The 24,773-nt window shown below is 71.5% G+C and carries 20 protein-coding genes and 1 pseudogene; 9 read left to right on the forward strand and 12 right to left on the reverse strand.

Annotated features, from left to right (window positions below; all coding sequences use genetic code 11):
* The first annotated feature begins 25 nt into the window (after nt 1-25).
* Both FH610_RS00195 and FH610_RS00200 read left to right on the forward strand, forming a co-directional pair.
* The gene (locus FH610_RS00195) at nt 26-910 is read left to right on the forward strand and encodes an AraC family transcriptional regulator (protein ID WP_240808665.1); all 885 of its coding nucleotides are present in this window, start codon (nt 26-28) and stop codon (nt 908-910) included.
* A 247-nt stretch (nt 911-1,157) separates the two neighbouring features.
* Nucleotides 1,158-1,775 carry a shikimate kinase gene (locus FH610_RS00200; RefSeq protein WP_205825427.1) on the forward strand — a complete coding sequence of 206 codons (618 nt, stop codon included), beginning with the start codon at nt 1,158-1,160 and terminating at the stop codon, nt 1,773-1,775.
* A gap of 458 nt (nt 1,776-2,233) precedes the next feature.
* On the opposite strand, the gene FH610_RS44115 is transcribed toward FH610_RS00200, so the two are convergent.
* Together FH610_RS44115 and FH610_RS45560 are read right to left on the reverse strand one after the other, a co-directional pair.
* Nucleotides 2,234-2,470, reverse strand: coding sequence for a hypothetical protein (locus FH610_RS44115; protein WP_240808666.1), 237 nt, complete (start codon nt 2,468-2,470; stop codon nt 2,234-2,236).
* 196 nt (nt 2,471-2,666) lie between these two features.
* A pseudogene (locus FH610_RS45560) lies at nt 2,667-3,071 on the reverse strand (SDR family NAD(P)-dependent oxidoreductase); the annotation flags it as partial.
* A 242-nt stretch (nt 3,072-3,313) separates the two neighbouring features.
* On the opposite strand from FH610_RS45560, the gene FH610_RS00210 reads away from it, so the two are divergent.
* From FH610_RS00210 to FH610_RS00220, 3 genes are all read left to right on the forward strand, one after another.
* Entirely contained in the window at nt 3,314-3,733 is a 420-nt protein-coding gene (locus FH610_RS00210; protein WP_139572089.1) for an ArsR/SmtB family transcription factor, read from the forward strand.
* 399 nt (nt 3,734-4,132) lie between these two features.
* Nucleotides 4,133-4,561 carry a hypothetical protein gene (locus FH610_RS00215; RefSeq protein ID WP_139572090.1) on the forward strand — a complete coding sequence of 143 codons (429 nt, stop codon included), beginning with the start codon at nt 4,133-4,135 and terminating at the stop codon, nt 4,559-4,561.
* Nucleotides 4,562-4,799: 238 nt separating this feature from the next.
* Nucleotides 4,800-8,147 (forward strand): ATP-binding protein, encoded by a 3,348-nt coding sequence (locus tag FH610_RS00220; RefSeq protein ID WP_161627866.1) that lies wholly within the window; start codon nt 4,800-4,802, stop codon nt 8,145-8,147.
* Here FH610_RS00220 and FH610_RS00225 read toward each other — a convergent pair.
* From FH610_RS00225 to FH610_RS00245, 5 genes are all read right to left on the reverse strand, one after another.
* The gene (locus tag FH610_RS00225) at nt 8,105-8,809 is read right to left on the reverse strand and encodes a Crp/Fnr family transcriptional regulator (RefSeq protein ID WP_240808667.1); all 705 of its coding nucleotides are present in this window, start codon (nt 8,807-8,809) and stop codon (nt 8,105-8,107) included. The genes FH610_RS00220 and FH610_RS00225 overlap by 43 nt on opposite strands.
* Before the next feature lie 132 nt (nt 8,810-8,941).
* Nucleotides 8,942-9,889, reverse strand: coding sequence for a WD40 repeat domain-containing protein (locus FH610_RS00230; RefSeq protein ID WP_139572093.1), 948 nt, complete (start codon nt 9,887-9,889; stop codon nt 8,942-8,944).
* Between the two features lie 75 nt (nt 9,890-9,964).
* Complete coding sequence (locus FH610_RS00235) at nt 9,965-10,468, reverse strand: SDR family NAD(P)-dependent oxidoreductase (protein WP_139572094.1); 504 nt, start codon at nt 10,466-10,468, stop codon at nt 9,965-9,967.
* Nucleotides 10,465-11,352 (reverse strand): NAD(P)-dependent oxidoreductase, encoded by an 888-nt coding sequence (locus FH610_RS00240; RefSeq protein ID WP_139572095.1) that lies wholly within the window; start codon nt 11,350-11,352, stop codon nt 10,465-10,467. The genes FH610_RS00235 and FH610_RS00240 overlap by 4 nt, the downstream gene beginning before the upstream one ends.
* A gap of 145 nt (nt 11,353-11,497) precedes the next feature.
* Entirely contained in the window at nt 11,498-11,680 is a 183-nt protein-coding gene (locus FH610_RS00245) for a hypothetical protein (protein ID WP_152313690.1), read from the reverse strand.
* A 130-nt stretch (nt 11,681-11,810) separates the two neighbouring features.
* Between FH610_RS00245 and FH610_RS42620 the strand changes: the two genes are divergently transcribed.
* The gene (locus FH610_RS42620; protein WP_161627867.1) at nt 11,811-13,184 is read left to right on the forward strand and encodes an Ig-like domain-containing protein; all 1,374 of its coding nucleotides are present in this window, start codon (nt 11,811-11,813) and stop codon (nt 13,182-13,184) included.
* Between the two features lie 115 nt (nt 13,185-13,299).
* On the opposite strand, the gene FH610_RS00255 is transcribed toward FH610_RS42620, so the two are convergent.
* A complete protein-coding gene (locus tag FH610_RS00255) occupies nt 13,300-14,553 on the reverse strand; it encodes an MFS transporter (RefSeq protein ID WP_139572096.1) in 1,254 nt (417 codons plus the stop codon).
* Nucleotides 14,554-14,805: 252 nt separating this feature from the next.
* Between FH610_RS00255 and FH610_RS00260 the strand changes: the two genes are divergently transcribed.
* On the forward strand, nt 14,806-16,359 hold the full coding sequence (locus FH610_RS00260) for an alkaline phosphatase D family protein (RefSeq protein WP_139572097.1): 1,554 nt from the start codon (nt 14,806-14,808) through the stop codon (nt 16,357-16,359).
* 127 nt (nt 16,360-16,486) lie between these two features.
* On the opposite strand, the gene FH610_RS00265 is transcribed toward FH610_RS00260, so the two are convergent.
* Together FH610_RS00265 and FH610_RS00270 are read right to left on the reverse strand one after the other, a co-directional pair.
* Nucleotides 16,487-18,253, reverse strand: a complete 1,767-nt coding sequence (locus FH610_RS00265) for a thiamine pyrophosphate-dependent enzyme (protein ID WP_139572098.1) — start codon at nt 18,251-18,253, stop codon at nt 16,487-16,489.
* Between the two features lie 54 nt (nt 18,254-18,307).
* On the reverse strand, nt 18,308-18,541 hold the full coding sequence (locus tag FH610_RS00270; protein ID WP_139572099.1) for a hypothetical protein: 234 nt from the start codon (nt 18,539-18,541) through the stop codon (nt 18,308-18,310).
* Nucleotides 18,542-18,818: 277 nt separating this feature from the next.
* Here FH610_RS00270 and FH610_RS00275 point away from each other — a divergent pair, with 277 nt between their 5' ends.
* Nucleotides 18,819-21,980: an FAD-binding and (Fe-S)-binding domain-containing protein gene (locus FH610_RS00275; protein WP_139572100.1), complete on the forward strand. Its 3,162-nt coding sequence runs from the start codon at nt 18,819-18,821 to the stop codon at nt 21,978-21,980.
* Complete coding sequence (locus FH610_RS00280; RefSeq protein ID WP_139572101.1) at nt 21,970-22,821, forward strand: thiamine pyrophosphate-binding protein; 852 nt, start codon at nt 21,970-21,972, stop codon at nt 22,819-22,821. The genes FH610_RS00275 and FH610_RS00280 overlap by 11 nt, the downstream gene beginning before the upstream one ends.
* A 27-nt stretch (nt 22,822-22,848) precedes the next feature.
* Here the strand turns inward: FH610_RS00280 and FH610_RS00285 are convergent, their stop codons facing one another.
* On the reverse strand, nt 22,849-23,889 hold the full coding sequence (locus tag FH610_RS00285; protein ID WP_139572102.1) for a PP2C family protein-serine/threonine phosphatase: 1,041 nt from the start codon (nt 23,887-23,889) through the stop codon (nt 22,849-22,851).
* Nucleotides 23,890-24,119: 230 nt separating this feature from the next.
* Nucleotides 24,120-24,773, reverse strand: coding sequence for a potassium channel family protein (locus FH610_RS00290; RefSeq protein ID WP_240808668.1), 654 nt, complete (start codon nt 24,771-24,773; stop codon nt 24,120-24,122).

Below are 24,773 nucleotides of genomic sequence, written 5' to 3' on the forward strand. Positions count from 1 at the left end.
CCGCGAACGCCTGTAGTCTCGGCGCGTGCGGCACGAGTCACCGGACGGGGGTGCGGGCCTGCGCCGGCATCTGCCGGACGGCGGGACCCGGCCCGGCCATCGGCTGCGGTTCGGCTCCGGCGCGGCGGGCATCGAGCGGCTGGAGGCGTCGCTCGTCGGCGAGGGGTTCGCCACGCACCGCCACGACACGTACGCGATCGGGATGACGCTGCGGGGCGTGCAGACGTTCCGCTACCGCGGTGAGCTGCGGCACTGCCTGCCGGGGGAGTGGCACGTCCTGCATCCCGACGAGCCGCACGACGGTGTGGCGGGCACCGACGAGGGGTTCGGCTACCGGATCATCTACCTCGACCCCTCCCTCGTCCAGGAGGCGCTGGGCGGGGCGCCGCTGCCGTTCGTCGCCGACCCCGTGATCGGGCGGCGCGACGCCGACCCCGCACTCGTGGCGTGCCTGCGGGACATCGACGAGCCGCTGGACGAGGTCGAACGGCTGACGCTCACGCTTCGGGTGGTCCACACGCTCGTGCGGCACTCCTCCGTGCGCAACTCCTCCGCGGGGAGTTCCGCACGGCCGGGCGCGCGGGCTCCGCTGGCGCTGGAGGCGCTGGCCGCCGTGCGCGACCTGATCGCCGACGACCCGACGGTGCGGCACACGCTCGCGGAGTTCGAGCAGGTCTCGGGCCTGGACCGGTGGACGGTCGCGCGCCGGTTCCGCGTCGCGTTCGGCACCAGCCCGACCCGCTTCCGCACGATGCGGCAACTCGACCTGGCCCGGCGGCTGCTGCGCGAGGGCGTGCCCCTGGCGGAGGCGGCGCAGCTCGCCGGTTTCGCCGACCAGGCCCACATGTCGCGCATGTTCAAACGGGCCTACGGCCTCACGCCCGCCCGCTGGACCGCCGCGCTCGCATGACGACCGTCCGGCCGCGTGCGCCTGGGCTCGAGACGCCTGATGCGCCGCCACGTACCGCCATTCGGGTAAGGCTCGCCGAGGTCACCGGCCTGCTGGGCCGGCGACCGCCACCGGTGGACGGCGGGTCAGACCTCGGTTGTGCACCGGGCGTTCGTCCTCGACGTCCACCGGGCAGGCACTCGACAGGAGCTGACGAATGCACTCTGCACCGCACGAAGGCGCTTCTCCCAGCGTTTGGAGGGAACGGTTGCGCCACGTCTACTGGATCGGCGGCGGCAGCGGGTCCGGAAAATCCACCATCGCCCGACGCATCGCCGACCGGTACGGGATGCGCCTCTACGATACCGACGCGGTCATGCCCGACCACGCCCGCCGCATGCCCGTGGAACAAGCTCCTTACCTGGGCAGGTTCGCTGCCATGGACATGGACGAACGCTGGGTGGCCAGAAGTCCGCGCGAAATGCTCGAAACCTTCCACTGGTTCCACGGCGAAGGATTCACGCTGATCGTCGAAGACCTTCTCGCCCTCCCCACCGACCTGCCGGTGGTCGCCGAGGGATTCCGGCTGCTGCCCGGCCTCGTCCAACCCCTGCTCGCCGAAGTGCGCCATGCCGTGTGGCTGCTGCCGACTCCCCGGTTCCGCCGGGCGGTGTTCGACAGCCGCGGCGGACCGGCATGGGGATTCCTCGCCAAGACCGGTGACCCGCAGCGGGCGCTGCGGAACCTGCTCCAGCGCGACGCACTGTTCACCGACCGGCTCACCGAGCAGACCCGGCATCTCGGCCTCTACGGGCTCAGGGTGGCTTCCGGGAGCAACGAGGAAGATCTCGCACGGCGGGTCTCCGCGGTGTTCGGTCTTGAGTGATAGTTCGGTCCTTAGTAAGTAGGTGGTCACGCCTCGCGCATCCGCGAGGGGCAGCGTAGGCGACCACGTCCGGGGGCGTAGACAAGGCCTGCGGCGCCCGGGCGCGTCCGCGAAGAGTCGGCGCGCGAACGTGCCCGCGGCGGGCTCGCCCACCGCGAAGGTCGGCCACCTGCCGCAAGAGCCCGAACGGCGGCATCACAGGCCACGCAGCAAATGACCCTGACCGCCGCCTGCGGCCGAGGCGCACCCGGCGGCTCCAGGCCGGCAGTCTTCGCGGCCGGCTCGTGCTCACCTTCAGACATCGCCCACCCACACATCAAGGGAGTAGTCGTGTCCGCACGTTTCGCAGAGAAGTCATCCTGATCATCGGTGCCACCCTCGGTATGGGCGGTGCCGCCGCCGAGCTGCGTTCCGCGGTTGCTTCACTGAGCCATTTTCGCTGTGCTTCTGTTCGCGGGTCAGATGCTGCGGTGGCTGCGCACAGCGGTTTCGAGCTGAGACAGCTGGGGCGCGAGCGCGGCGTCGACGGCGAGCGGATCACTGGCGTGCAGCCGCTGCATGGCTCGCCGGGTGGACAGGCTGGTGTTGATCTCGTGCTCGCCGCGGCCGAGCGCGTCGAGCAGGTCGGTCACCACCTCTTCGACCGGGCGGCGGCCGAAACCCAGGTCCTCCCCCGCGGTCGAGCTGTCCATCATCGCCGTGGCCGTGGCCCCGGGATACCAGGTGGCGACGTGAACGCCGGTGCCGTGAAGCTCCCGGCGCAGCGCGTGGCCAAACGCGGCCAGGCCCGCATGCCATGCCGCTGGCGATACCCAGCACGATGCTGTCGCGCCGCCGGCCGAGGCCGCCCAGGTCGGCGGAGCGCTCGGACTGGGCGGCCGCGCGCAGATCGGGCACCAAGGCGCGCGTGAGCAGGATCGGCGCGGTCAAGTTGAGACCCACCATCGCCCGCACATCCGCTACATCGCAGTCTTCTAGCCGGCCCGCGCGCACGTTCCCGGAATTGTTGATCAACAAATCGACCCTGCCCAGCAGCGTGCGCGCAGTGTCGGCGACCTTTTCCTCGGCCCCCTCGGCGGTGATGTCGGCGGCCAGCACTTCGGCTGCGCCGCCGGCCCGCACCACCGCCGAGGCGGTCTCCCGCAACGCCTGCTCGCGGCGCCCCACCAGCAGCAACCGGGCGCCGCGCCGGCCGAACTGTTCGGCCAGCGCGCGGCCGATCCCACTCCCCGCCCCGGTAATCACGCCAGACCGGTTGGTCATGTCAACAGGCAGCGGTGTCTCGGTCTGGGTCATGTGCGCTCCTTGGCATTGTGCGGGCCCGTTTCACTTCTGGTCGGAGCCCGGGAAAGACGGCAGCTGGTCGCCGGCCACGGCCGCTGCCTGGCACGCCGCAAATCGGGATCAGGTAACCCGCCCCGTCAGCCACCTGATAGGCGACCGTCGCTGACGGCGTGCAGGCGGCTGAGCAACAGCAGCCCCCTGGCCGTCACATGTTCGGATAACGAGAACATAGCACATGTTCGGATTATGCGAACATGTTGGGCTACCATGACAGTGTGGCAAGCCGAACAGCAACTGATCTTGTGCATCCTGATCGAGAGGAACTGGTCTTTGCTCGCGTCATGGGGGCGCTGAGTGATCCGGTGCGCCTCGCTGTGGTCGCTCGCCTGGCAGAGGCCGGACCCGATGGCGAGCTGGCGTGCGGGACCATCACCACGCCGGTGAGCAAGTCCACCCAGAGCGCTCATTTCAAGATCCTCCGAGAGGCCGGGGTGATACATCAGCGAGACCAGGGAACCCGGCGCCTGAACCGGCTACGCCGAGACGACCTCGACGCTCGCTTCCCCGGCCTGCTTGACCTCGCCATCGTCCATGGACGCGACGTGATCGCCGGGTGGGCGTGCCAGCCACACCCGGCCGAAAGAACCGGTCCGGTCCACGACAGCCAAGGATGACGTAAGTCGTTGCTGTTCTTACCGCTGGATGCTCATCCCGATCGACCGCTTTGCCGACCAGAAGCCGTGCTACTCGGTAACACTGATCAAGCTCCAGGACCTGTCGCCGCTGCGCCAGACACTGATCAGCTCGGGACGTCCAGGGCGTCTTTCACTCGCCCCACCGGATCGAGGAGATCGGGTTGACCATCGTCCGGCCCTGCTCGCCGGACGGACACGTCTTGATCCCTCCCACGTTTCCAGTTGCCGGGTCTGCTCCCTCTGGGCGTACCGCGGACTGTAGCGGAATACACCGTCTCTCTGTATAGGACGAAACAGACTTCGCCGTCTTTTCCGGTTGCACTGGTGCTGTTCCGAAAAAGGCACCCGGGCGTGAGCCCGAAGGGGGAAGGAATGGCGATGAACAGAATTCTTCGATGGGCGGCGGCACCGCTCGCCGTGGCGGCGCTGGCGGGGACGACGCTGCTGCCGGCGGGGCCGGCGTCGGCCGCGACGGGCACGACGACGTACACGATCGAGCTGATCTCACTGACCTGCAACAAGAAGCAGGACGTCGACAAGGATGAGCCGCAGTTGTTCATCGACGGGGTGAGCAAGTTCGGACCCGGCAAGATGAGCAAGGGCGAGACGGAGATCCTGACGGGGAGGACGTTCGACTTCACGGGCACGGCCACGATGGAGCTGTTCGAGGTGGACCCCGGCAACGACGACTTCCTCGGTAGCATCCAGGTCACCTCGAGCCAGGCAGGCGCCGGCGTCCAGGTCGGCAAGTTCGATTTCCTGAAGCACGCGGAGTACACGATCACGTACGAGGTCGTCGCGTCCTGACGCCTCGGTAGCACGGCATCACACCACGGCAGGCGCCGGAGAACTCCTCTTCGGCGCCTGCCGTTTGCCCGCGACCCGAATTAGACGCCTTTCTCGGTATTGATGCCTATAAGTGACCTTGAAACGCATGTACCATCGGGCCACTCGCACGGGGTCATGGCGACGGGGGTCGCGGATGGACGAGTTGCATGTGCGTGTGCTGAAAACCTCGTCTCTGACAGCCGGGGACGGTTCCGCCGTGCCCGTGCGATCGGCCAAGGCGAGGGCCGTGCTGTTCTATCTGGCCGTGGAGGGCACACCGCAGACGAGGCCGGCCCTCGCCGGGCTGCTGTGGGGTGATCGCGCGGAGGCGAACGCACGCGGAAGCCTCCGGCTCGCCCTGATGGAACTGCGCCGGGCCGCGGGCGGCCACCTGGTCATCGACCGGACCCACGTCGCCTTCGACCGCGACCGGCCGTACTCGCTGGACTGGGAGGACCTGGTCGGGAACGGTTCGGTGCCCGCGGACTACCGTGGCGGTTTCCTGGACGACCTCGTGGTCGCGGACGCCCCCGCCTTCGACGACTGGGTCGCCGGACGCCGGCGGCAGGCCGGGCACGTCGCGGCGCAGACGCTCGGCGAGCGGGCACGGGCGGCGCGCGATCGGGGCGACCGCGACGGCGCCGTACGGCTGGCGCGCCAGGTCCTCGCCATCGACGGGCTGGACGAGAACGCCCACCGGCTGATCATCGAGGTGATGTGGGCCACGGGCAACCGCGCGGGCGCCCTGGCGCAGTACGAGGCATGCCGCCGGAATCTGGACCGCGAACTCGGCGTCTCACCCGATCCCCGCACCCAGGCGCTCCGGCAACGGATCACACTCGGCGGGCCGGGGGCTCACCCGGTTCGCGGTGCGGGCGTCGCCGTGCCGCCCCGCGAGGTTCCGGCGGGCGGCACGGCTACGCGGCGCCTGCCCCGTCCGCTGACCCGGTTGATCGGCCGTGATGCCGAGGTCGAGAAGGTCTGCGCGAAGCTGCGGGACCGGGAGGTGCGGTTGCTCACGCTGACCGGCCCGGGCGGCGTGGGCAAGACGAGACTGGCCATCGCCGTCGCCGAACGACTCGACGGCGAGGTGCTGTTCGTCTCGTTCGCCGGAGTGCGGTCGCACGACACCGCGGCGGAGACAACCGGCAGCGAGGCGGGCAGGCCAGCGGGCAGCACAGTGGACAGCGAGGTGGACCTGGTCGCGACGACGCTGGCGGAGGCCGCCGGTGTCGACCTGACGCCCCCGAGGCCCGCCCGCGACCTGCTGCTGGCCGCCGTTCGTCGGCGGAACCTGGTCCTGGTCCTGGACAACCTGGAGCACCTGCCCACCGTGGCGCCGCTGGCCGGGGCGATCCTCTCGGCCGCGCCCGCCGTACGGATCCTGGCGACCTCGCGGCGCAGGATGGGGATCTGCGCCGAGCACGTCCACGAGGTGCCCGCGCTGTGCGGCGCATCGGCGCGAGCGCTGTTGCTGGAACGCGCCAAGGCCCTGGTGCCGGACATCTCCCCGGACACGCACGCCCTTGACCGCGTGTGCCGGGCGGTCGGCGGGCTGCCCCTCGCCGTCGAGCTGGCTGCGACGCTGACCCGGGCGATGACCTGCGAGGAGATCGCGGAGCATCTGAACCCGGCCGGTCGCGCCTCCCGCGCCGCGCATGCTCCGGCGGACCTCCTGGTGCATCCGCAACCGGCGGCGGCCACCAGGCACGCGAGCATGAAGCAGGTCTTCGACACCTCCTGGCGGCTCCTCACCGCCGTCGAGCAGCGGGTGCTGGCCGCCGTCTCGGTGTTCGCCGGCGGCTTCACGCTCGCCGCCGGGATCGAGGTCGCGGACACCACCGCCGTGGTCGTCGCGAGGCTGACGGACCACTCCCTGGTGCGCCGCGACCATGACGGCCGGTATCGCGTCCACGAGCTCGTACGGCAGTACGCCGTCGCGCGCCTCGCCGACGAGTCGCCCCGGGCTCGCCATGCCGCCTGGTACGCCCGCTTTCTCCGAGACCGGGCGGCCAGGCTTCGCGATCACGCGGACACGTCCGTGCTCCACGAGATCGAGCCGGAGATCGACGACATCCGGCAGGCCTGGCGGCATGCGCTCCACCGGCTCGCCGATGACGATCGGGCGGCCTTCGCCGAGAGTTACTGGACGCTGTGCCTGCGCAGGCACTGCTACGCCGAGGCCCTGTCCGTGGCCTCCGACATGATCGCGACCGTACGGCCGGGACATCGGGCGGCGTCGGCGCGGTGGCACCGGCTGGCGGGGACGGCGCACTTCCAGTTCGAGCGCGGCGCGGAGAGCCTGACGGCCTTCAGGAGAGCGCTGGCGGTCGCCGACCGGCCGCTGCCGTCGTCCTGGGCAGGAAAGGCGAGCGCGGTGGCCGGAGGGCTGGCACGCCAGGCGATCCGCCACACCACTCCACTCAGCGGACGTGCCAGGAAGGGACCGGCCCGCGAACTCGCCGCCGAGGCCGCGCACACCCTGTCCGTCCTCGGCGAACTCGCCTATCACCGGCAGGAGCAGGACACATTGCTGCTCAGCGTGGTGCGTCACCTCGACGCGGCGGAGCGGGCGGGCGGCTCGGTCGAACGCGCCGAGGCGTACGCGAACTTCGCCGTCGTGGCCGCCCTCGCCGGTTCCGAGGCGATGGCCCGGCACTACGGCCGCCTCGCCGACGAGGAGATCGCCAAGGTGCCGGACCCGGTGGCGGTCTCCCGCGCCCGTCTCGCGCGCGGACTGCGGCTCATCGCGGAAGGGCGGTTCGCCACCGCGCAGCGGGTCCTCACCCTGGCCCGCCGGCATCCCGCCGATCCCCGTCTCGCGGAGCACTGTCTCGGGCTCCTCGCCGACCTGGAAATCCATCGAGGGCGCTATGCGGCCGCCGCGCCGATGATGGCGGCGGTGGCCGAAGCGTCGGTCGCGCGGATGGGCGAGACGCTGTCCGGTTATTGGGGCCTGACCGGGCAGGCGGAGGCGCTGCTGCGGCTCGCCGATCGTGAGCCCGCCGACGTGGGCGTGGTCCTGAAGGCCGCCGAGGAGGCGACGATGGCGTTGCCCGCGCTGGGCGAGGACCATTTCGCCCGGGCCGGCGCGAAGATCCCGGCGATTCAGCGGCTGCGGCTCGGCGTCGCACAGGCCCGGTTCCACCTGCTGGGCGATGACGCGCCCACCGCCCGCCTGGCGCTGGACGACGCGCTGCGCACGGCGGACCGGCCGGACATGCCGCTCAGGGGCACCCTCGAGGCGTGGGCGGGGCTGGCCGAGGTGTTCTGGGCCCTGGAGGCGGACGACCCGGCGGTCCGGAGAGCACTGCGCCACATGTCCCGGCTGGCTCGCCGCACCCCGTCGGCGGCGGCCCGCATGGGCTGGGCGGCGGCGCTGTCGCACCAGGTGACCGGTCAGCGGCTGAGGGCCCGGCGGGTCGCCGTACGGGCGCTGGCCACCGCTCGGCGTCTGGGCATCGCCTTCGACGAGGCCAGGTCGCTCGAAGTCCTGGGCGAGACGGAGGAGGCCGCCCGGATTCACGCCTGCCTGGGCACCGCGCCGCTCACCCGGCCCCGCTGAAGACCGCCGGTCGAGCCGGCAGACGATCTCCCCGCGCGGCGCCGGAGGGCGTCGACGTTCCGGATGACGATCTCCCGTCGGCCGGTCTCGATCCAGCCGTGATCGCGCAGTACGCGCAGTGCCTTGGCCGTCGCGATCCTCGACGAGCCGGTCCACCCCGCCAGTTCCTCCTGCGAGAGGGGGAGGGTGATCCTCAGCCCGGCGGGGCACCGCGCGCCGTACCGGTCGGCGAGTTCCACCAGGCGTCTGGTCACCCGGCCGAGCGTGTCGACCGAATACAACTCGACCAGCTTCTCCTCGGCCTCGCGCAGCCGCCGGCCGAGCAGCCGTACCAGGGAGCTCATGACAAGGGGTCTCGCCCGCAGGTGCGCGGCGAACGACGACGCGGGCAGGCACAGCCCGGTCACCGGTTCGAGCGCGGCGGCCGACACGGGCCGCTCCCGTTCGCCCAGCGCCGCCGACTCCCCCAGCACCTCTCCCGGCCCGAGGATCCACAGCACGACCTCGGCGCCGGCCGCGGTCGAGCAGGTGACCTTCACCCTGCCCGACCGCAGCACCACCACCCAGTCCGCGCCGTCGCCCTCGCGGAACAGAGCCGCGCCGGCGGGCCAGTGCCGTACGCGCCCGCTCAGCTCCGCCAGTTCCTCGTCCCACCGCTCCACTGGCCTCTCCTTCCTCCGCGGAGAGCATGACAGCGGTGTCGTCAGCGCATCGTTTGCCCGGTGTTAGCCGAATTCGACCGCAGGCGGATCGCGGCGGCCTCCCCGGTCCGGCAGGCGCGGCCGCCCGAGCCGTCAGTCGGCGAGTACGTAGCCCCCCACGGAGGACGGGATGACGAAGGAGTCGAGCCGGCGCAACTGGTGCGTGGCGCGGTTCACCCGATACCAGGTATGCGTCCTGCGCAGGTCACCGCCCACCTGACGATCGGAGCGGGTCAGGACGTCGAGGTGGCCCGCCTTGTCCCAGCGTGCCGTCAAGGCGGTCTCGCCCGCGTGGAGCCGGATGGGGATGCTGCCCTTCTTCGCGGTGGCCAGGTTGCGAGTGAGGACCACGTTCTTGACGGAATTGCCGGTCTTCGTCCACTTCGGCGCGGCCACGGTGACGCCGTCGGGGCCGAGGTCGCCCCGCATGTAGACGGATCGCCGCAATCTCACCGACCACGTGCCGGTCGAATAGAGCACCGCCGTCCGGTTGTCGCCCGCCATCATGCGCTTTCCGTCCGGGCTGAAGTCCCAGGTCTGGTATCCCCTCGGCAGGGTGAACACCTTTCCTGTGGTCGTGTCCACGACCCGGTCGATCTCCCATTCGGAGGCGTTCACGCCGCGCATGCTGAGAAACCGGCCACCCGGAGAGAGGGTGAGTGCGTTCATCCGGAGGTCGTCCGGCCATGTCACCGAGGGAACCTCGCGCGCCCGGCCGGTGGCGGCCTCCCAGATCGTGAGCACGCCGTCCTTCCCCGCGAAGTACGCGGCCTGCGCGCCGTCCTGAGAGACGGCGATGACGGCGGCGACGGTGTACTCGTCGTCGGCCACGGTCCTGCGGGCGCCGGAGAGCGCGACGACACGGCCGTCGCTCAGCCAGAGCTTCAACGGGCCGCAGGGATGCCGGCCGCCGTCGGCCTGCGGGCAGGATCCGAGACCCGCGTAACGGATCACAGGTGTGGCCGGCGCGGCCTCGGCCTGGGGGGTGGTCATGAACGCTGCGGCGGCCACCACCGCGGCCGGCGCTACTCGGGACAGCATCCCGACATCTTTGCATGATGCCGACATCAAGGATCGCGGTCGCGTCCGGTCCGGCCTTCGGGGCCGGTCACCGCCCTAGAGCCCGCCGTCGACGTTGAGCACGGCGTAGGCGACGTACTCGTGCGGCGAGCCGGTGCGCGTCGCGGCCGAGGAGACGTTGACGATGACGGGCCGGGTCACCGGTGCGCGTCCGGTCCAGCGCCGCGCCGCCTCCCGGCACAGCCGCACGGACGCCAGCAGGTTCACCTCGACGACCCGCCGCAGATCGGCGTCGGTCAGGTCGGTGAACGGCCCGATCCTGCCGGTCACTCCCGCGTTGTTCACCAGGCCCGCGACCTCGCCGACGGACCCGGCCAGCTCGAACAGCCTCTCCGGCGCGTCCTCCTCGGTCACGTCGAGCCGTACGCCGCGGACGAGGGCACCGGAGCGGCCGAGGTCGGCCTCCAGCGTCTCGGCGTCGGTGTCGGAGTTCGAGTGCGTGAAGACGACGCCGAACCCGTCCGCGCACAGGCGCCGCACCGTGCTCCGGCCGATCCCGCGCGTCCCTCCGGTGACGATGACGACCGGGCGAGAGGTCATCCGCGTGCTCCTTCCCCGCCTGTCCTTGCTTCGATCGCGTGCACGACGGCGGCCATGTCCAGGCCGGCGTGGCCCAGCGCGAGGGTCTCGCCGAACAGAGCGTGGCAGACGTCCAGCAGTGGGGAGGCGATGCCGGCCCGCCGCGCCGCCTCGGCGATGAGCCGGTTGTTCTTCAGCACGTCGGCGATGGCGGCCTGGGCGGCGAAGTCGCGCCCGGCCAGCTTCACCGCCTTCACCCGCGAGACGTCGCTCGCCATCTGGCCCGAGTTGAGCACGTCCACGAGCAGCCCGATGTCGAGGCCCTGGCGCGCGCCGAAGTGCAGCGACTCCGCGAGGCCGGTGACCGTGGTGATCAGGAAGATGTTGACCGCGAGCTTCATCAGCAGCGCCTTGGGCGCGGGCCCGCACACCACCGTCTTGGCGCACATCGGCTTCAGCAGCGGGCGGACCTCCTCCACGGCGTCCGGCCGGCCGGCGAGCATCGCCACCAGCCGCCCCTGCTCGGCGGGCACGCGGGAGCCGGAGATCGGCGCCTCGACGTAGCCGCCCCCGGCCGCGAGCACGTCGGCCTCCAGCCCTGCCGAGTAGACGGGGGAGGTCGTGCCCATGTGGACCACGATCCGGTCCTCGACGTTGCGGGCGAAGGCGGGCGTGCCCCGCTCCAGCACCGCGTCGATCGCGGCCTCGTCGGCCAGCATGAGGATCACCACCCGCGCCCGCCGGAACACCTCGGCCGCGCTGCCCGCCACCTCCGCGCCCGCGGCGCGCAGCGGCGCGCTCCTGGCGGCCGTGCGGTTCCACACCACGAGGGGGGTTCCGGCGCGGACCAGGTTGAGCGCCATGGGCTGCCCCATGATCCCGAGACCGACGAAACCCACATCCATGTTCGCCTCCCCGCGCACACGTCCACGTGCCGCCCTGGCGGCACGCCGGGGACCGTTCTAGCCCATGGCGCGGCGGCGGTCTTGAACGATTGTGCCCGTCCGGGCCGCCCGTCGCCCGGCCGGGCACAACAGGGTCTGCCGGAGGTCAGGTGGCACAGAACTCGGCGTCCAGGAGTCGGTTGACGGCCTGGTCGGTTGCGGCGTCGTCGCGAGAGTGCATGGCATTGGCTGTGACGGTGAGGTCGCGCCGGTCGCTGTGAAAGCTTTGGTTTTTGCCGAACACTCGTAGTGATGAAAGCAAGTCGACTTGCAGTCCCACCATGATCACGGATAGTTGTTTGCCGACTACTCATAGTGAGGATGGCAAGTTGAACCGCACATCATGTCCCCGACTCCGCCTCGCCGGCCGGGCCAAGGGCGTACCGACGGCAATCCTGGCCGGGGCCCTCATGATCCCCATGCTCACGGCAACCCAGGCGCAGGCGGCCGCCGACGCCACCCTGCGCACGCACGGGCATCAGGCCGCCGTCGCGCCCTGCGTCCGGCACGGGCAGGCCAACTATCCGGTCGAGTACTACTGGAAGAACGTGGTCGGCTGGCGGCTGGGCAACGGGTCCATCTCGGTCACCACTTCACCCAGCCTGTGGGGCGGGCAGATCGCACCAGGCGGCACCTTCACCCTCACGCTGAGGCACCACACGGCGCAGTGGCCGGCCCTGGTCAGCACCTACACCACCATGTGGGACCTGTCGTCCCTGCTGGCCAGCGCCACCGTCGTCGGACCGGTCAGCAACGGCACCCTCAGCGGCAACACTCTGAGCATCCGGTCGCCGGGCACCAAGACCGACCCGGGACCGACGGTCATCACCTTCCGCGTCAACCCCGGCACCGTCGGGCGCAGCATGACCATCCGGCCGAGTGGCATCAGCAGCGTCATCGCCTTCCCCGGCCAGCTCGGCAACAACACCGCCGCCCCGCCCATCCAGATCGTCAGCGGACAGACCATCTCGCCCACCAAGGCCGCCGACGACACCGCCTCCACCACGGAGAACACGGCTGTCACCGTACCCGTGCTGGCCAACGACACCGGAGCGTCACCGACGATCAGCGGTGTCACCCAGCCCGCCTACGGCAATGTGACCATCTCGGGCGACAAGCTGATCTACACCCCGGACAAGGATCGCGCCGGCACCGACACCTTCACCTACACCATCGACACCGCCTGCGGCACCAGCACCGCCACCGTCGCCGTCGCCGTGGCCTGCACCCGCGAGCCCGTCAACCTGGTCAACGGCAGCTTCGAGACACCTGCCGTGAGTCGCTACGACTGGAACATCCCCGACGCCTCCACCAACCCCGGCGTCGGCTGGCGCACCACCGCCTCCGACCGCAAGCTGGAGTTCTGGAACAGCTCCAGTGGCGTCCCGGCCGCCGACGGCCAGCAGTTCGCCGAACTCAACGCCAATGAGCGCTCCACGCTCTACCAGGACGTCCCCACCGTTCCCGGGACCGTGATGACCTGGTCGCTGTATCACCGTGGCCGGGCGGGAACCGACGTGATGCGGGTCCTCGTCGGCGCGCCGGGTGCCACCACCGCGCAGACTCCCGACGGGGCCACCTCCCCGGACATCTCCGACGGCAACACCGCATGGGGTCACTACACCGGCACCTATGTCGTGCCTGCGGGACAGACCGTTACCCGTTTCGCCTTCGAATCGGTATCGGCTGCCGGTGGGAACCCGGCGATCGGCAACTTCCTCGACGGCGTCGTCTTCAAGACGCCGTCCTGCCTGCCCATGTCCGGCGAGGCGACGTCCAAGAACGGGAACTGACGCGCCGGAGCACACTCCAGCGCTGATCAGCCGTCAGCTGGACCACAGTTGTCAGTCGGTCCTGCGGCCGAGGTGGGGGCCGGCCGCAGGCGCTGTCGCCGCACCACGGCCGCCGTCACGAACCTGCCGGCTTGCGCCGGCTCAGCGCCTCATAGGCGAGGGTGCCGGCGGCCACGAGGGCGACCACGGCACCGTAGACCAGTGAGGTTTCCCGCAGACCCTGCGTGGTGATGGCCACCCCGGCGATCAACGCCGGGATACTGAAGGCCAGGTAGCTGACCACGTAGATCGCCGAGATCAGCGCGGCTCGCTCATGCGGTGCCGCGAGCTGGCTGACCGTCCGGAAGGCGCCGAGGTAGGCCGGCCCCCACCCGGCGCCGGCGATGAGCGCCGCCGCGACGAAGACGGTCAGCGAAGACCACGCCACGGCGACGATCAGCAGGATCGTTCCGAGGAGGAGCAGTAGCGTGCCCTCCCGCTGTAGGCGCTCCGGCGCGCGCTTCCTGAGCAGCACGGACGCCAACGCCGAGACTGCGGCGAGCGCTCCGAGCGTGAGGCCGATCACCGCGTGGTTGTGCTCGTCGAACACTGCGGCGAGCAGTGAGGCCCCGACGGAGAAGATCAGCCCGCCGAGCATCCAGGTGGAGATCATGACGGGGGCCGCGCGCAGGAACGCACGCCTGGCCGGCGCGGGGACGAGAACCCTCGGGCGCAGCGTAGCGGCGGCGCCGGGGGTCCGCGAGACGGTTTCGGGAAGCACCGCCGTCGCGACGGCGAGGCCGATGAACGCCGCGGTGAGAACCACGAAGATCAGCCGGGTCGGGTGCGGCGCGTATTGGATCAACACACCGCTCCCGATCGTGCCGATGCTCAAGCCTCCGGTGGTGGCTGCGCTGTTGACGAGCGACCCCAGCCGCGAGCCGTCGGTGGGTTGCAGGTCGAGCAGGTACGCACCGACCACACCGACAGCGGCACCGGTCGCGAGGCCCTGGATGACGCGGGCGGCGAACAGGGCGGTGACGCCGTGCGCGCCGAGGAAGACGGCCATCGCGGCCGCTTCGGTGACCAGCGCCGCGGCGAGGACCGGGCGGCGGCCGAGGAAGTCGGAGAGCCGTCCCACCGTGAGCAGACTGACCAGCAGTGCGAGCACGTAGACGGCGAAGATCGCCGTCAGCGTGAGGGCGCTGAAGCCGAACTCGGCCTGGTACACCGGATAGAGGGGGCTCGGGGCGCTCGAGGCGGACAGCAGGACGGCGGTGGTGCCCGCCACCAGCCAGAAGGCCGCTGCGCGCGGCAGCGCCGCGAGGCCGCGGCGTCTCACCGCCGGGGTGTCGAGGGCATGCTGTGGTTCGTGCAGGCGACTTGTCATCGTGGCTCCAACCGGCCTACCGTTCGAGATCTATCGAACGGTTGTAACCGCACCGCCCCGCATTTAGTTCCAAAAATCTCGAAATGTTCCGTCGGCGAGCGTCGCGCGAGCCGCTTCGACGGCAAGGGGGAAGGACGCGACAGGGCCGGACGTGGAGCTTCGAGGCGTCCGCGTGCCCGCGGGGTGAGCATTTTGCCGTCCGTAACGTGCCGTTCGTCAGGCGGCTGTCCGAACGCGTTACACATACGCGGCATGACCTCCCTTGAGAGAAGAACGCTCCTTCGAGCGGGCATCGCGCTCGGTGGCGGCCTCGCCGTGTCGCCCGTGCTGGGCGCCGTGCCGGCGCGCGCCACGGCGTCCGCGCCCGCGTACGTCGTCTCCGGCCGGCCCGAGCTCAGCCACGGCGTGCAGAGCGGCGACGCGACGGTGGACTCGGCGGTCGTCTGGGGCCGCGCGGATCGGCCGGGGCGGCTCGTCGTCGAGTACGGCACCCGTCCGGACCTGCGGAACGCGGAGACCGTCCGGGGACCCTGGCTCACTCCGGACACCGATCTGACCGGACGGGTGCGCCTGCGTGGACTGCCGGCGGGCCGGCGGATCCACTACCGCGTGCGAGTCGAGAACGAGCGTGGCGCGGCCGGCAAGGCGGTCGGCGGGTCGCTGGTCACCGCGCCGCGGGAGAACCAGCGCGCTGACGTGCGATTCGTGTGGTCCGGGGACATCGTCGGCCAGGGCTGGGGGATCAACCCGGACATCGGCGGCATGACCATCTTCGAGGAGATGCGCCGCGTGCGCCCGGACTTCTTCCTGTGCAGCGGCGACACCGTCTACTCCGACGGCCCGCTCGCCGAGAGCGTGGCGCTGCCGGACGGCCGGGTTTGGCGCAATGTCACGACCCCGGAGAAGTCCAAGGTCGCGGAGACGCTCGCCGAGTACCGCGGGCAGTTCGCGTACAACCTGCTGGACGCCAACTACCGTGCGCTGGCCGCCGAGGTGGCGCAGATCAACCAGTGGGACGACCACGAGGTTCGCAACAACTGGTACCCCGGCCAGATCCTCGACGACGCCCGTTACACCGAGAAGAACGTCGACGTGCTCGCCGCCCGCGCCCGGCAGGCCTTCCACGAGTGGGTGCCCATCGGCGACGACCGGGTCTACCGCACACTGTCCTACGGCCGCCACCTGGACGTCTTCGTCCTGGACATGCGGACCTACAAGGACCCCAACGACGACAACCGCTACGCCGACCCGCGCCGCGGCCTGCTCGGCGACCAGCAGCGACGCTGGCTGATCGACGGCTTGAGCAGGAGCCGTGCGACCTGGAAGGTCATCGCGGCCGACCTGCCACTCGGCCTCGTGGTCCCCGACGGGGCCACGGCGCAGGAGGGAGTGGCCCAGGGCGACCCGGGCACGCCGCTCGGGCGCGAGCTGGAGTTCGCCGAGGTGCTGCGCACGGCTCAGCGGCGCGGCGTGCGCGGGATCGTGTTCGTCACCGCCGATGTGCACTACACCGCCGCGCACTACTACGACCCCGCACGCGCGGCTTTCACGGACTTCGACCCGTTCTGGGAGTTCGTCTCCGGTCCGCTCAACGCCGGTGCGTTCGGGCCCAACGCGCTCGACGGCACGTTTGGACCCCGCGCCGAGTTCGTACACGCTCCGCCGCAGGCGAACGCATCCCCGATGGAGGGCTTCCAGCACTTCGGCGAGATCCAGATCGACGGCCCGAGCGGCGACCTGACGGTACGCCTGCGCGACGCCCGATCCGCGGTGCTGTGGAGCACGACGCTGCGCCCCGAGCGCTGACCGGAGCAGAGCCGCGCGGCGACTCGCCTCACCGCTGACCGGACCCGCACAGGCCCTCCGGGGCCTGTCGGGTCCGGTCAGTGACGTCCACGTACGGGTATCGCGGCTCCAGCTGAGGGCACGACCCTCACGACAGCAGCTGGTTGATCTTGTCGCGGGCGACGGTGGCGAGGGTGCCGACCTTGTGCGGCTGGCCGTGCAGGAACGCCTCGGTGAAGTGCTTGGCCTGCTCGTACTTGACCTTGCCCGGCATCGGCGGCTCGTTGGGATTGACGTCGCAGTCCACCAGGGCCGGCCCGTCGTGCGCCAGGGCCTCGCGGATCGCGCCCGGCAGGTCCTTCGGGTCCTTGATCTTCGCGCCGTACGCCCCGCAGGCGCGGGCCCAGGCGGAGAAGTCGGCCTCGGGCTGCCGGTGCCGCACGGCGTACTCGGGGTAGCCGAGGATGATCTGCTCCCACAGGATCTGCCCGTAGCTGTTGTTGTTGTTGACCACGACCTTGATGGGCAGATCGTGCCGCACGGCGGTGAGGAAGTCGGCCATGAGCATGGCGAAGCCCCCGTCGCCCACGAAGGCGATCACCTGGCGGCCGGGGAAGGCGTGCTGCATCCCGATGGCGTACGGCAGGCCCGGGGCCATCGTGGCGAGGTTGCCCGACAGGTAGAACTCACGCCCGCCGCGGATCGTCCAGTGCCGCGCGGCCCACGTCGCGATGGTCCCGGAGTCGCAGGTCAGGATGGCGTCGCCGGAGGCCGCCTCGTCGACGCAGCCCATGAGGTACTGCGGTGCGATGGGGTCGCGCGAGGGGTCCTGCAGCGCCTTCATGTCCTCCCGCCAGGCGTCCATCTTGCGCTGGTACTTCTCCAGGAACGACCGGTCCTTCGCCGGTTCGAGCATGGGCAGCAGCGCCTGCAACGCCAGTTTGGCGTCGGCGGCGACCGGGGCCTGCGTCGGCCGGCGGATGCCGAGCAGGGTGGGGTCGGCGTCGATCTGCACCACCCGGGCCTGCCCCTCGGGCGGCAGGAACTTCCCGTAGGGGAAGGACGTGCCGACCATGAACAGCGTGTCGCACTCCTCCATGAGCTCCTCGCTCGGCGCGGTGCCGAGCAGGCCGAGCCCGCCGGTGGTGAGCGGGTGGTCGTCGGGCACCACGAACTTGCCGGGCAGGCTCTTGACGATGGGGCTGGCCAGCCTGTCGGCGACCGCCAGCACCTCCTCGCGGGCATGCCGTGCGCCGACGCCGACGAGCATGGCGATCTTCTGGCCCTGCCGCAGCACCTCGGCCGCCCTGGTCAGGTCCTCCTCGACCGGCCGCAGCGGCGGGAGAGAACAGGTCGTCAGGCTCGCGGGCGGGGTGCCGGGGCCGACATGACGGTACGGGTCCTCGCTGGCGGGCGCCACCTGGATGTCGTTGGGGAAGGTCAGGTGCGACACCGTCCGCTTGGTCAGCGCGTTGCGCACCGCGAGGTCGACCACGCCGGGCATCTGCTGCGGATTGGTGACCATCAGGTTGTAGGCGGCCAGGTCCTGGTAGAGGCGGTCGAGGTGGACCTCCTGCTGGTAGTGGGTCCCCAGCACCGAGGTCTCCTGCATGCCGGTCAGGGCCAGCACGGGCACGTGGTCGAGCTTGGCGTCGTACAGGCCGTTCAGCAGGTGGATGGCGCCCGGCCCGGAGGTCGCGGCGCACACGCCCAGACGGCCGGTCGCCTTCGCGTAACCGGTCGCCATGAAGGCAGCGGCCTCCTCGTGGTGCACCAGGATGAACCGCAGCTTCTCCCGGTGCCGGCGGAAGCCCTCCATCAGGCCGTTGATCCCGTCACCGGGGAGCCCGAAGATCGTGTCGACCCCCCACTCCACCAGCCGCCGGGCCAGGCTCTCACCCACGATCTCGGTCATGTCCGCCTCCGATCGACATCAGCCGTACGGGAGCCCCGGCGTCCGCGTGTGCCTTCAGCGGCCCCGCGCTCTGCGTCCCTCGGCCGGCGCGGTCCGGTGACCGCTCCGCCAGCCGAGGGCGTACGCGGCGACGAGGCCGGCGGCGACGGCGAGCGGCTTCGGGGACGACACCGCGGACTTCAGCTGTTTCACGCCGCCCTTCGGGTCGGCCACGGCGCCCGCGACGCTGCCGATCGCCGACGCCAGTTTGTCGCCCGCGCTCTTCACCGCGTTGCTCTGCACGTTCATGATCGACTCCGGCATCGAACGACTCACGGCATCCGAACGGCTCGCCCGACGAGCCCTTCCCGGCCCCCGAACGCGTAAACGACGCCGCAGGTCACGGCGGCTTTGTGCGCAGCAGACCCGCGTATCGCACGGCCCGCATGGGCGAATCCCCGCCGCGCTTTTACCCGCTCCCGCGGTCCTGCCCGCGCTCGGCGGGAAGGGTCGCGCGAGAGGCCGCCGCGGCAGACCGCCGTCAGGCCACACGCGTCCGGCCGGCGAGATCCGCGAGGAGGCGGACATGACCCGTGTCTTCCCGAGACCGGAGCCGTCGGCGCCGCCCCGCGCGTGGCCGGGCGCGGCGGAGGACAGGAACCCGCCGCCGCCTCCGTACGCCGAGGAGCTGCGCGACCGGCTGGGCGAGGCCATCGCGGGCGAGGTCAGGTTCGGCGGCGGCGACCGGGCCATGTACGCCTACGACGCGTCCGTCTACCGGCAGGTGCCGGTCGGCGTGGTGACGCCGAGGGACGCCGCCGACGTCGAGGCCGCGCTGGAGGTGTGCCGCCGCTTCGGCGCTCCCGTGCTCGCCCGCGGCTGCGGCACCTCGCTGACCGGACAGACCGTCAACGGGGCCGTGGTGTTCGACTTCACCCGCCATATGGACCGCATCGCCGAGCTCACCCCCATGCGGCATACCGCGCGGGTGCAGCCCGGCGTCGTCTGCGACCGGCTCAGGGACGCCGCCGCACCGTACGGCCTGACCTTCGGCCCGGACCCCGCGACCCACGACCACGCGACGATCGGCGGCATGGTCGGCAACAACTCCTGCGGCACCCACTCGCTGACGGCGGGCAAGACCGTCGACAACATCGAGGAACTGGAGATCGTCACCTACGACGGCACCCGCATGCGGGTGGGCGCCACCGGCGAGGACGAGCTGGAGTGTGTCATCGCGGCCGGTGGACGGCGCGGCGCGATCTACGCCGGGCTGCGCCACATCCGCGACACCTACGCCGACGCGATCCGCCGGGGCCTGCCCGACATCCCCCGCCGGGTGTCCGGCTACAACCTCGACGCGCTGCTTCCCGAGAACGGCTTCCACGTCGCGCGGGCGCTGGTGGGCTCGGAGGGCACGCTGGCGCTGACCCTCGACGCGACCTGCCGGCTGGTGCGGCTGCCGCCCCGCCGCGCGCTCGTCGTGCTCGGCTACCCCGACATCCCCTCCTCCGGCGACGACGTGCCCTGGCTGCTGCGGTTCGGGGCCATCGGGCTGGAGTTCACCAGCCGCCACGTCGTGACCAACCTCCAGGCCAAGGGCTTCCGCTTCGGCGGCGAGGACCTGCTGCCGCCCGGCCGGGCGTGGCTGCTCATGGAGTTCGGCGGCGAGACCCAGCGCGAGGCCGACGCGCGGGCCGCGCGGCTGGTCCGGGCCGTACGATCGCGCCCGCACGGCCCGAGCTGCACGTTCTACGACGACCCGGCCGACGAGACCGCGGTGTGGGAGATCCGGCGCCACTCCGCCGGCACGGCCCGCATGCCCCTCGGGCTCGGCGGCCACGGCGGCTGGCCCAACTGGGAGGACGCCGCCGTCCACCCGGACGTCCTCGGGCCCTACCTGCGCGACTTCCTCCGCCTGCTCGACCGGCACGGCTACGACGCCGTCTTCTACGGCCACTGGGGCCAGGGATGCGTCCACAGCCGCATCGACTTCGACCTGCGCACCCTCGACGGCGTCCGGGCCTTCCGGCGGTTCATGGAGGAGGCCGCCGACCTCGTCGTCGCGTACGGCGGGTCGCTGTCGGGGGAGCACGGGGACGGGCACGGGCGGGCCGAGCTGTGGCCGCGCATGTTCCCGCCCGAGCTGATGCGGGCCTTCGAGGAGTTCAAGCGCGTCTGGGACCCCGACGGCCGGATGAACCCGCACAAGCTCATCGACCCCTACCCGCTGGACGCGCACCTGCGTGAGGGCCCGGCGTACCGCCCGCGGGACCTGGAGCACGTCTTCGGCTACCCGCTCGACGGCGGCAGCTTCACCGAGGCGGCCGACCGCTGCTTCGGGGTGGGCAAGTGCCGCCACCTGTCCGGCGGGGTGATGTGCCCGAGCTTCATGGTGACCCGCGAGGAGAAGCACTCCACCCGGGGCCGGGCCCGGCTGCTGCAGGAGATGGCCGAGAGCGCGGGCCCCGTCGAGGGCCGCTGGCGCAGCGAGGCCGTACGCGAGGCACTCGACCTCTGCCTGGCCTGCAAGGGATGCAGGAGCGACTGCCCGGTGCAGGTGGACATGGCCACCTACAAGGCCGAGTTCCTCCACCACTACTACGCCGGCCGGCCGCGGCCCCGGCAGGCGTACGCGCTGGGGCTCATCGACGTGTGGGCCCGGCTGGCCGCGCGCGTCCCGCGCCTGGCCAACGCCGTCACCCATGCGCCGGCGCTCGGCCGGCTGGTGAAGCTGGCCGCCGGGATCGCGCCCGAGCGTGACACGCCGCGCTTCGCGCCCCGCACGTTCCGCCGCGTGATGGCCGGCCACGTGCCGCGCAACCCGGGCGGGCCGCCCGTCCTGCTGTGGCCGGACACCTTCACCGAGCACTTCCAGCCGGAGGTGGGGGTCGCGGCCGTTGACGTCCTGGAGGCCGCCGGGTTCCACGTCATCGTGCCCGAGGGCCCGCTGTGCTGCGGCCGCCCGCTGTACGACTACGGGATGCTCACGCTCGCACGGCGCTACCTGCGCCGGGTGCTCGACGCGGTCGGCCCGCTCGTCGAGGCCGGGATCCCGGTGGTCGGCCTGGAGCCGAGCTGCCTGGCCGTCTTCCGCGACGAGCTGACCAACCTGCTGCCCGACGACCTCGACGCGCGGCGGCTGCACGCCGGCAGCTACCTGCTGTCGGAGTTCCTCACGCGGCACGCGCCGGGCTGGCCGCCGCCCCGGCTGCGGCGCGAGGCGCTCGTCCAGGTGCACTGTCACCACCACGCGGTGATGGGTTTCGAGGCCGAGCGCGCGCTGCTGCGCGACATGGGGCTGGACGTGGAGATCCCGGACTCCGGATGCTGCGGCATGGCCGGCAGCTTCGGCTACGAGGCCGGCGAGCACTACGCGGTGTCGATGGCGGCGGGGGAGCGGGTGCTGCTCCCGAAGGTGCGCGCCGCCGACCCCGGCACCCTGATCGTCGCCGACGGGTTCAGCTGCCGGGGCCAGATCGCCGCCGGCACCGGCCGCAGACCCCTGCACCTGGCCCAGGTGCTCGCGCTCGCGATCCGCGAGGGCGAACTCGGGCCCGCCGGCCACACCGTCGACAGCGCCGTCGACAGCGCCGTCGACAGCGCCGCCGGTGGCGGAGCCGGCGGGCGTGAGGGCCTGCGCGGGCTCGTCGCGGGCGGCGCGGGAGCCGCCGTCGCCGTCGCGGTGGCACTCGCCGCCAGGCGGCGCGTACGCCTTTCATCGAGGGAGACCCATCATGGGCGATGAGCTCACCGCCGCGGACGTCCTCGTCGACCGGCTGATCCGGTGGGGGGTGGACGTCGTCTTCGGGCTGCCGGGCGACGGCATCAACGGCTTCATGGACGCCCTGCACAACCGCAGGGGGGACCTGCGCTACATCCACTGCCGCCACGAGGAGGTGGCCGCGATGGCGGCCGTCGGCTACGCCAAGTTCACCGGGCGGCTCGGCGTGTGCTTCGCGACCTCGGGGCCTGGCGCCGCCCACCTGCTCAACGGGCTGCTCGACGCGCGGACCGACCAGGCGCCGCTCCTGGCGATCAGCGGCATGACCTACCACGATCTCGTCGGCACCAGCTACCTGCAGGACGTCAACACCGACTACATGTTCGACGACGTGGCGCTGTACAACCAGCGCATCATGGGGCCGGCGCACGTCGTCAACGTCACCGACTACGCCGTGCGCACGGCGCTGACCCAGCGCGGCCCGGCGCACCTCACGTTCCCGATCGACTACCAGGCGGCCCCGGCGAACTCGGGCAGCCGCTTCCGGCGCAATGTCGAGGGCCACACCTCCACCGCGTACCGGCCGCCGATCCGGGTGCCGCGCCGGCAGGACCTCGACGCGGCCGCGCGGGTGCTGTCGGGGCGGAGCAGGCCGGTCATCCTCGCCGGGGCGGGCGCCCGCGGCGCGGCGGACGAGATCGAGGCGGTCGCGGAGAAGCTCGGCGCGCCGATCGTCAAGGCCCAGCTCGGCGAGTCGAGCTTCGCGGCCAGCCCGGCGCACGCCGTGCCCCGCAAGGTCGGCCAGGCCGCGGCCACGCTGGTGGGCAGGCTCCGCGACCGCGCCAGGGGCGAGCACCCCGAGTAGGGGCCGCGCTCGGCCAGGGTGCCGGGCTTATCCGGGATGACGGCGCAGCAGGAGCATGGCGGCGTCGTCGGGGAAGGGGCCGCCGACGTGGCGCAGCAGGTCGGCGCGCAGTTCGTCGAGGGCCATCTGCGGATCGGCGCCCCGCAGCAGATGCGCCCGCTCCGCGAGCGGGTAGAAGCGGCCCTGCCGGTCGCGCGCCTCGACCACGCCGTCGGTGTAGAAGAGGATCTGGTCGCCGTCCCCGAACGGCACCCGGTGCGGCTTCGGGCGCGGCGAGCCGAGCGCGCCGAGCCCGAGCGGGAGGGCCTCCTCCTGCGGCTCGGCGAAGTGGACGCCGCCGTCGCGCAGCAGCACGAGAGGGGCGGGGTGGCCGCAGTTGAGCAGGGAGATCTCCCCGTCGTGGACCTCCGCGAGTATGGCGGTGACGAACTTCTCGCCGCTCAGGTGCCGGGCCAGGCTGGTCTCCACGCGCTCGACCACTGCGGAAAGTTCGGACTGGTCGTAGGCGGCCTCGCGGAAGGCGCCGAGCACCCACGCCGCGGTCTCGACCGCCTCCAGACCCTTGCCCTGCACGTCGCCGATGAGGATCCGTACGCCCTCCGGGGTCGTCACCACCTCGTAGAGGTCGCCGCCGATCTGGGCCTCCGCGGCGGCGGAGGTGTAGGAGAGCGCGACCCGCAGGTCGCCGGCGCGGCGGGGGACCGGGCGCAGGAGCACCCGCTGGGCCGCCTCGGCGACCAGGCGGACGTTGGCCAGCTCGCGCTCCCGCCGGTTCCGCAGCCTGCTGGCCAGCATGCTCGCGGCGGTGACGCCGATGATCGCCGCGATCGTGAGGTTGTTCTGCGGCCTGCCGAGGAGACCGTCGTAGACGGCGAGGGGGATGCAGATGACGAGGGCGAGCAGGCCCACCAGGGCCGTGCGGCGCACGCCGCCCGCCACCGAGGCGAAGGTCGGGCCCAGGGTGAGGAGCGGCAGGAAGCCGACTCCGGGCCCACTGACCAGGTCGACGACAATGACCAGGAGAATCGCGATGAACGGCAACGCACGCAGGATGCTCTGGGAACTCATCGCGACTCCATAGCCGGCCCCCACGTCAGCACATGATTCCTTTCCTGATGGCTTTACTCCTTCCCGCGTAGTGAACAAGGCACTCCCCGATGTCCGCGACGGATGGCACCATTTCGGGCCGGTCGGTCAAGTCGCGGCGGGCCCCACTTGATCACTACGAGTAGTGACGTTACTCGAATTCGTGACGCGGCGGCCGGTAAAGCAGGACATCCGGACTTCCCTCCATGCCGTCACGGCAGCTCAGCGAAGCGCTCGACCTGGTCCGTGCGGCCGGACACGATGATCACGTCGCCATAGCCGAGTTCGGTCTCGGCGGTGGCGTAGGTGAACTCCTCGCCCGGCCGCTTGACCGCCACCACCGTCACCCCGTACTTGCGGCGCAGGCTCGACTCGCCGAGGGGGACTCCGACGTACTCCTTGGGCGGAAGGGTCTTGACCAGGGCGAAGTTCTCGTCGACCTCCATGTAGTCGAGCATCCGCCCGCTCACCAGGTGGGCCACGCGCTCACCCATGTCGTACTCGGGAAAGACCACGTGCTGGACGCCGATCCGGCTGAGGATGCGGCCGTGCTGTTGGCTGACGGCCTTGGCCCAGATGTCGTTGATCTCCATCTCCACCAGCAGCGACGAGGTGAGGATGCTCGCCTCCAGGTCGCTGCCGATGGCGCACACCGCGCGGTAGAAGTCCGGCAGGCCGAGCTGGCGCAACGCCTCGGGGTCGGTGGCGTCGGCGGTGGCGATGTGCGTGATCTGGCCCGCGAGGCTCTGCACGACCTTGGGGCGGTGGTCGATGGCGAGCACCTCGGTGCCGCGCCGCACCAGCTCCAGGGCGAGCGCGGTGCCGAAGCGGCCCAGACCGATCACGGCCACGGGGTCGTTTCTCAT

Source organism: Microbispora catharanthi (assembly GCF_006334915.2).
Classification (GTDB): domain Bacteria; phylum Actinomycetota; class Actinomycetes; order Streptosporangiales; family Streptosporangiaceae; genus Microbispora; species Microbispora catharanthi.

Bases quoted from the DNA above. Each gene is read 5' to 3' on its own strand.
- FH610_RS44115 (WP_240808666.1), bottom strand. From the start codon at position 2,470: ATGATGGACAGCTCGACCGCGGGGGAGGACCTGGGTTTCGGCCGCCGC.
- FH610_RS00215 (WP_139572090.1), top strand. From the start codon at position 4,133: ATGAACAGAATTCTTCGATGGGCGGCGGCACCGCTCGCCGTGGCGGCG.
- FH610_RS00280 (WP_139572101.1), top strand. From the start codon at position 21,970: ATGGGCGATGAGCTCACCGCCGCGGACGTCCTCGTCGACCGGCTGATC.
- FH610_RS00265 (WP_139572098.1), bottom strand. From the start codon at position 18,253: ATGACCGAGATCGTGGGTGAGAGCCTGGCCCGGCGGCTGGTGGAGTGG.
- FH610_RS00210 (WP_139572089.1), top strand. From the start codon at position 3,314: ATGTTGGGCTACCATGACAGTGTGGCAAGCCGAACAGCAACTGATCTT.
- FH610_RS00270 (WP_139572099.1), bottom strand. From the start codon at position 18,541: ATGAACGTGCAGAGCAACGCGGTGAAGAGCGCGGGCGACAAACTGGCG.
- FH610_RS00260 (WP_139572097.1), top strand. From the start codon at position 14,806: ATGACCTCCCTTGAGAGAAGAACGCTCCTTCGAGCGGGCATCGCGCTC.
- FH610_RS42620 (WP_161627867.1), top strand. From the start codon at position 11,811: ATGCTCACGGCAACCCAGGCGCAGGCGGCCGCCGACGCCACCCTGCGC.
- FH610_RS00290 (WP_240808668.1), bottom strand. From the start codon at position 24,773: ATGAGAAACGACCCCGTGGCCGTGATCGGTCTGGGCCGCTTCGGCACC.
- FH610_RS00235 (WP_139572094.1), bottom strand. From the start codon at position 10,468: ATGACCTCTCGCCCGGTCGTCATCGTCACCGGAGGGACGCGCGGGATC.
- FH610_RS00255 (WP_139572096.1), bottom strand. From the start codon at position 14,553: ATGACAAGTCGCCTGCACGAACCACAGCATGCCCTCGACACCCCGGCG.
- FH610_RS00240 (WP_139572095.1), bottom strand. From the start codon at position 11,352: ATGGATGTGGGTTTCGTCGGTCTCGGGATCATGGGGCAGCCCATGGCG.
- FH610_RS00275 (WP_139572100.1), top strand. From the start codon at position 18,819: ATGACCCGTGTCTTCCCGAGACCGGAGCCGTCGGCGCCGCCCCGCGCG.
- FH610_RS00285 (WP_139572102.1), bottom strand. From the start codon at position 23,889: ATGAGTTCCCAGAGCATCCTGCGTGCGTTGCCGTTCATCGCGATTCTC.
- FH610_RS00230 (WP_139572093.1), bottom strand. From the start codon at position 9,889: ATGCTGTCCCGAGTAGCGCCGGCCGCGGTGGTGGCCGCCGCAGCGTTC.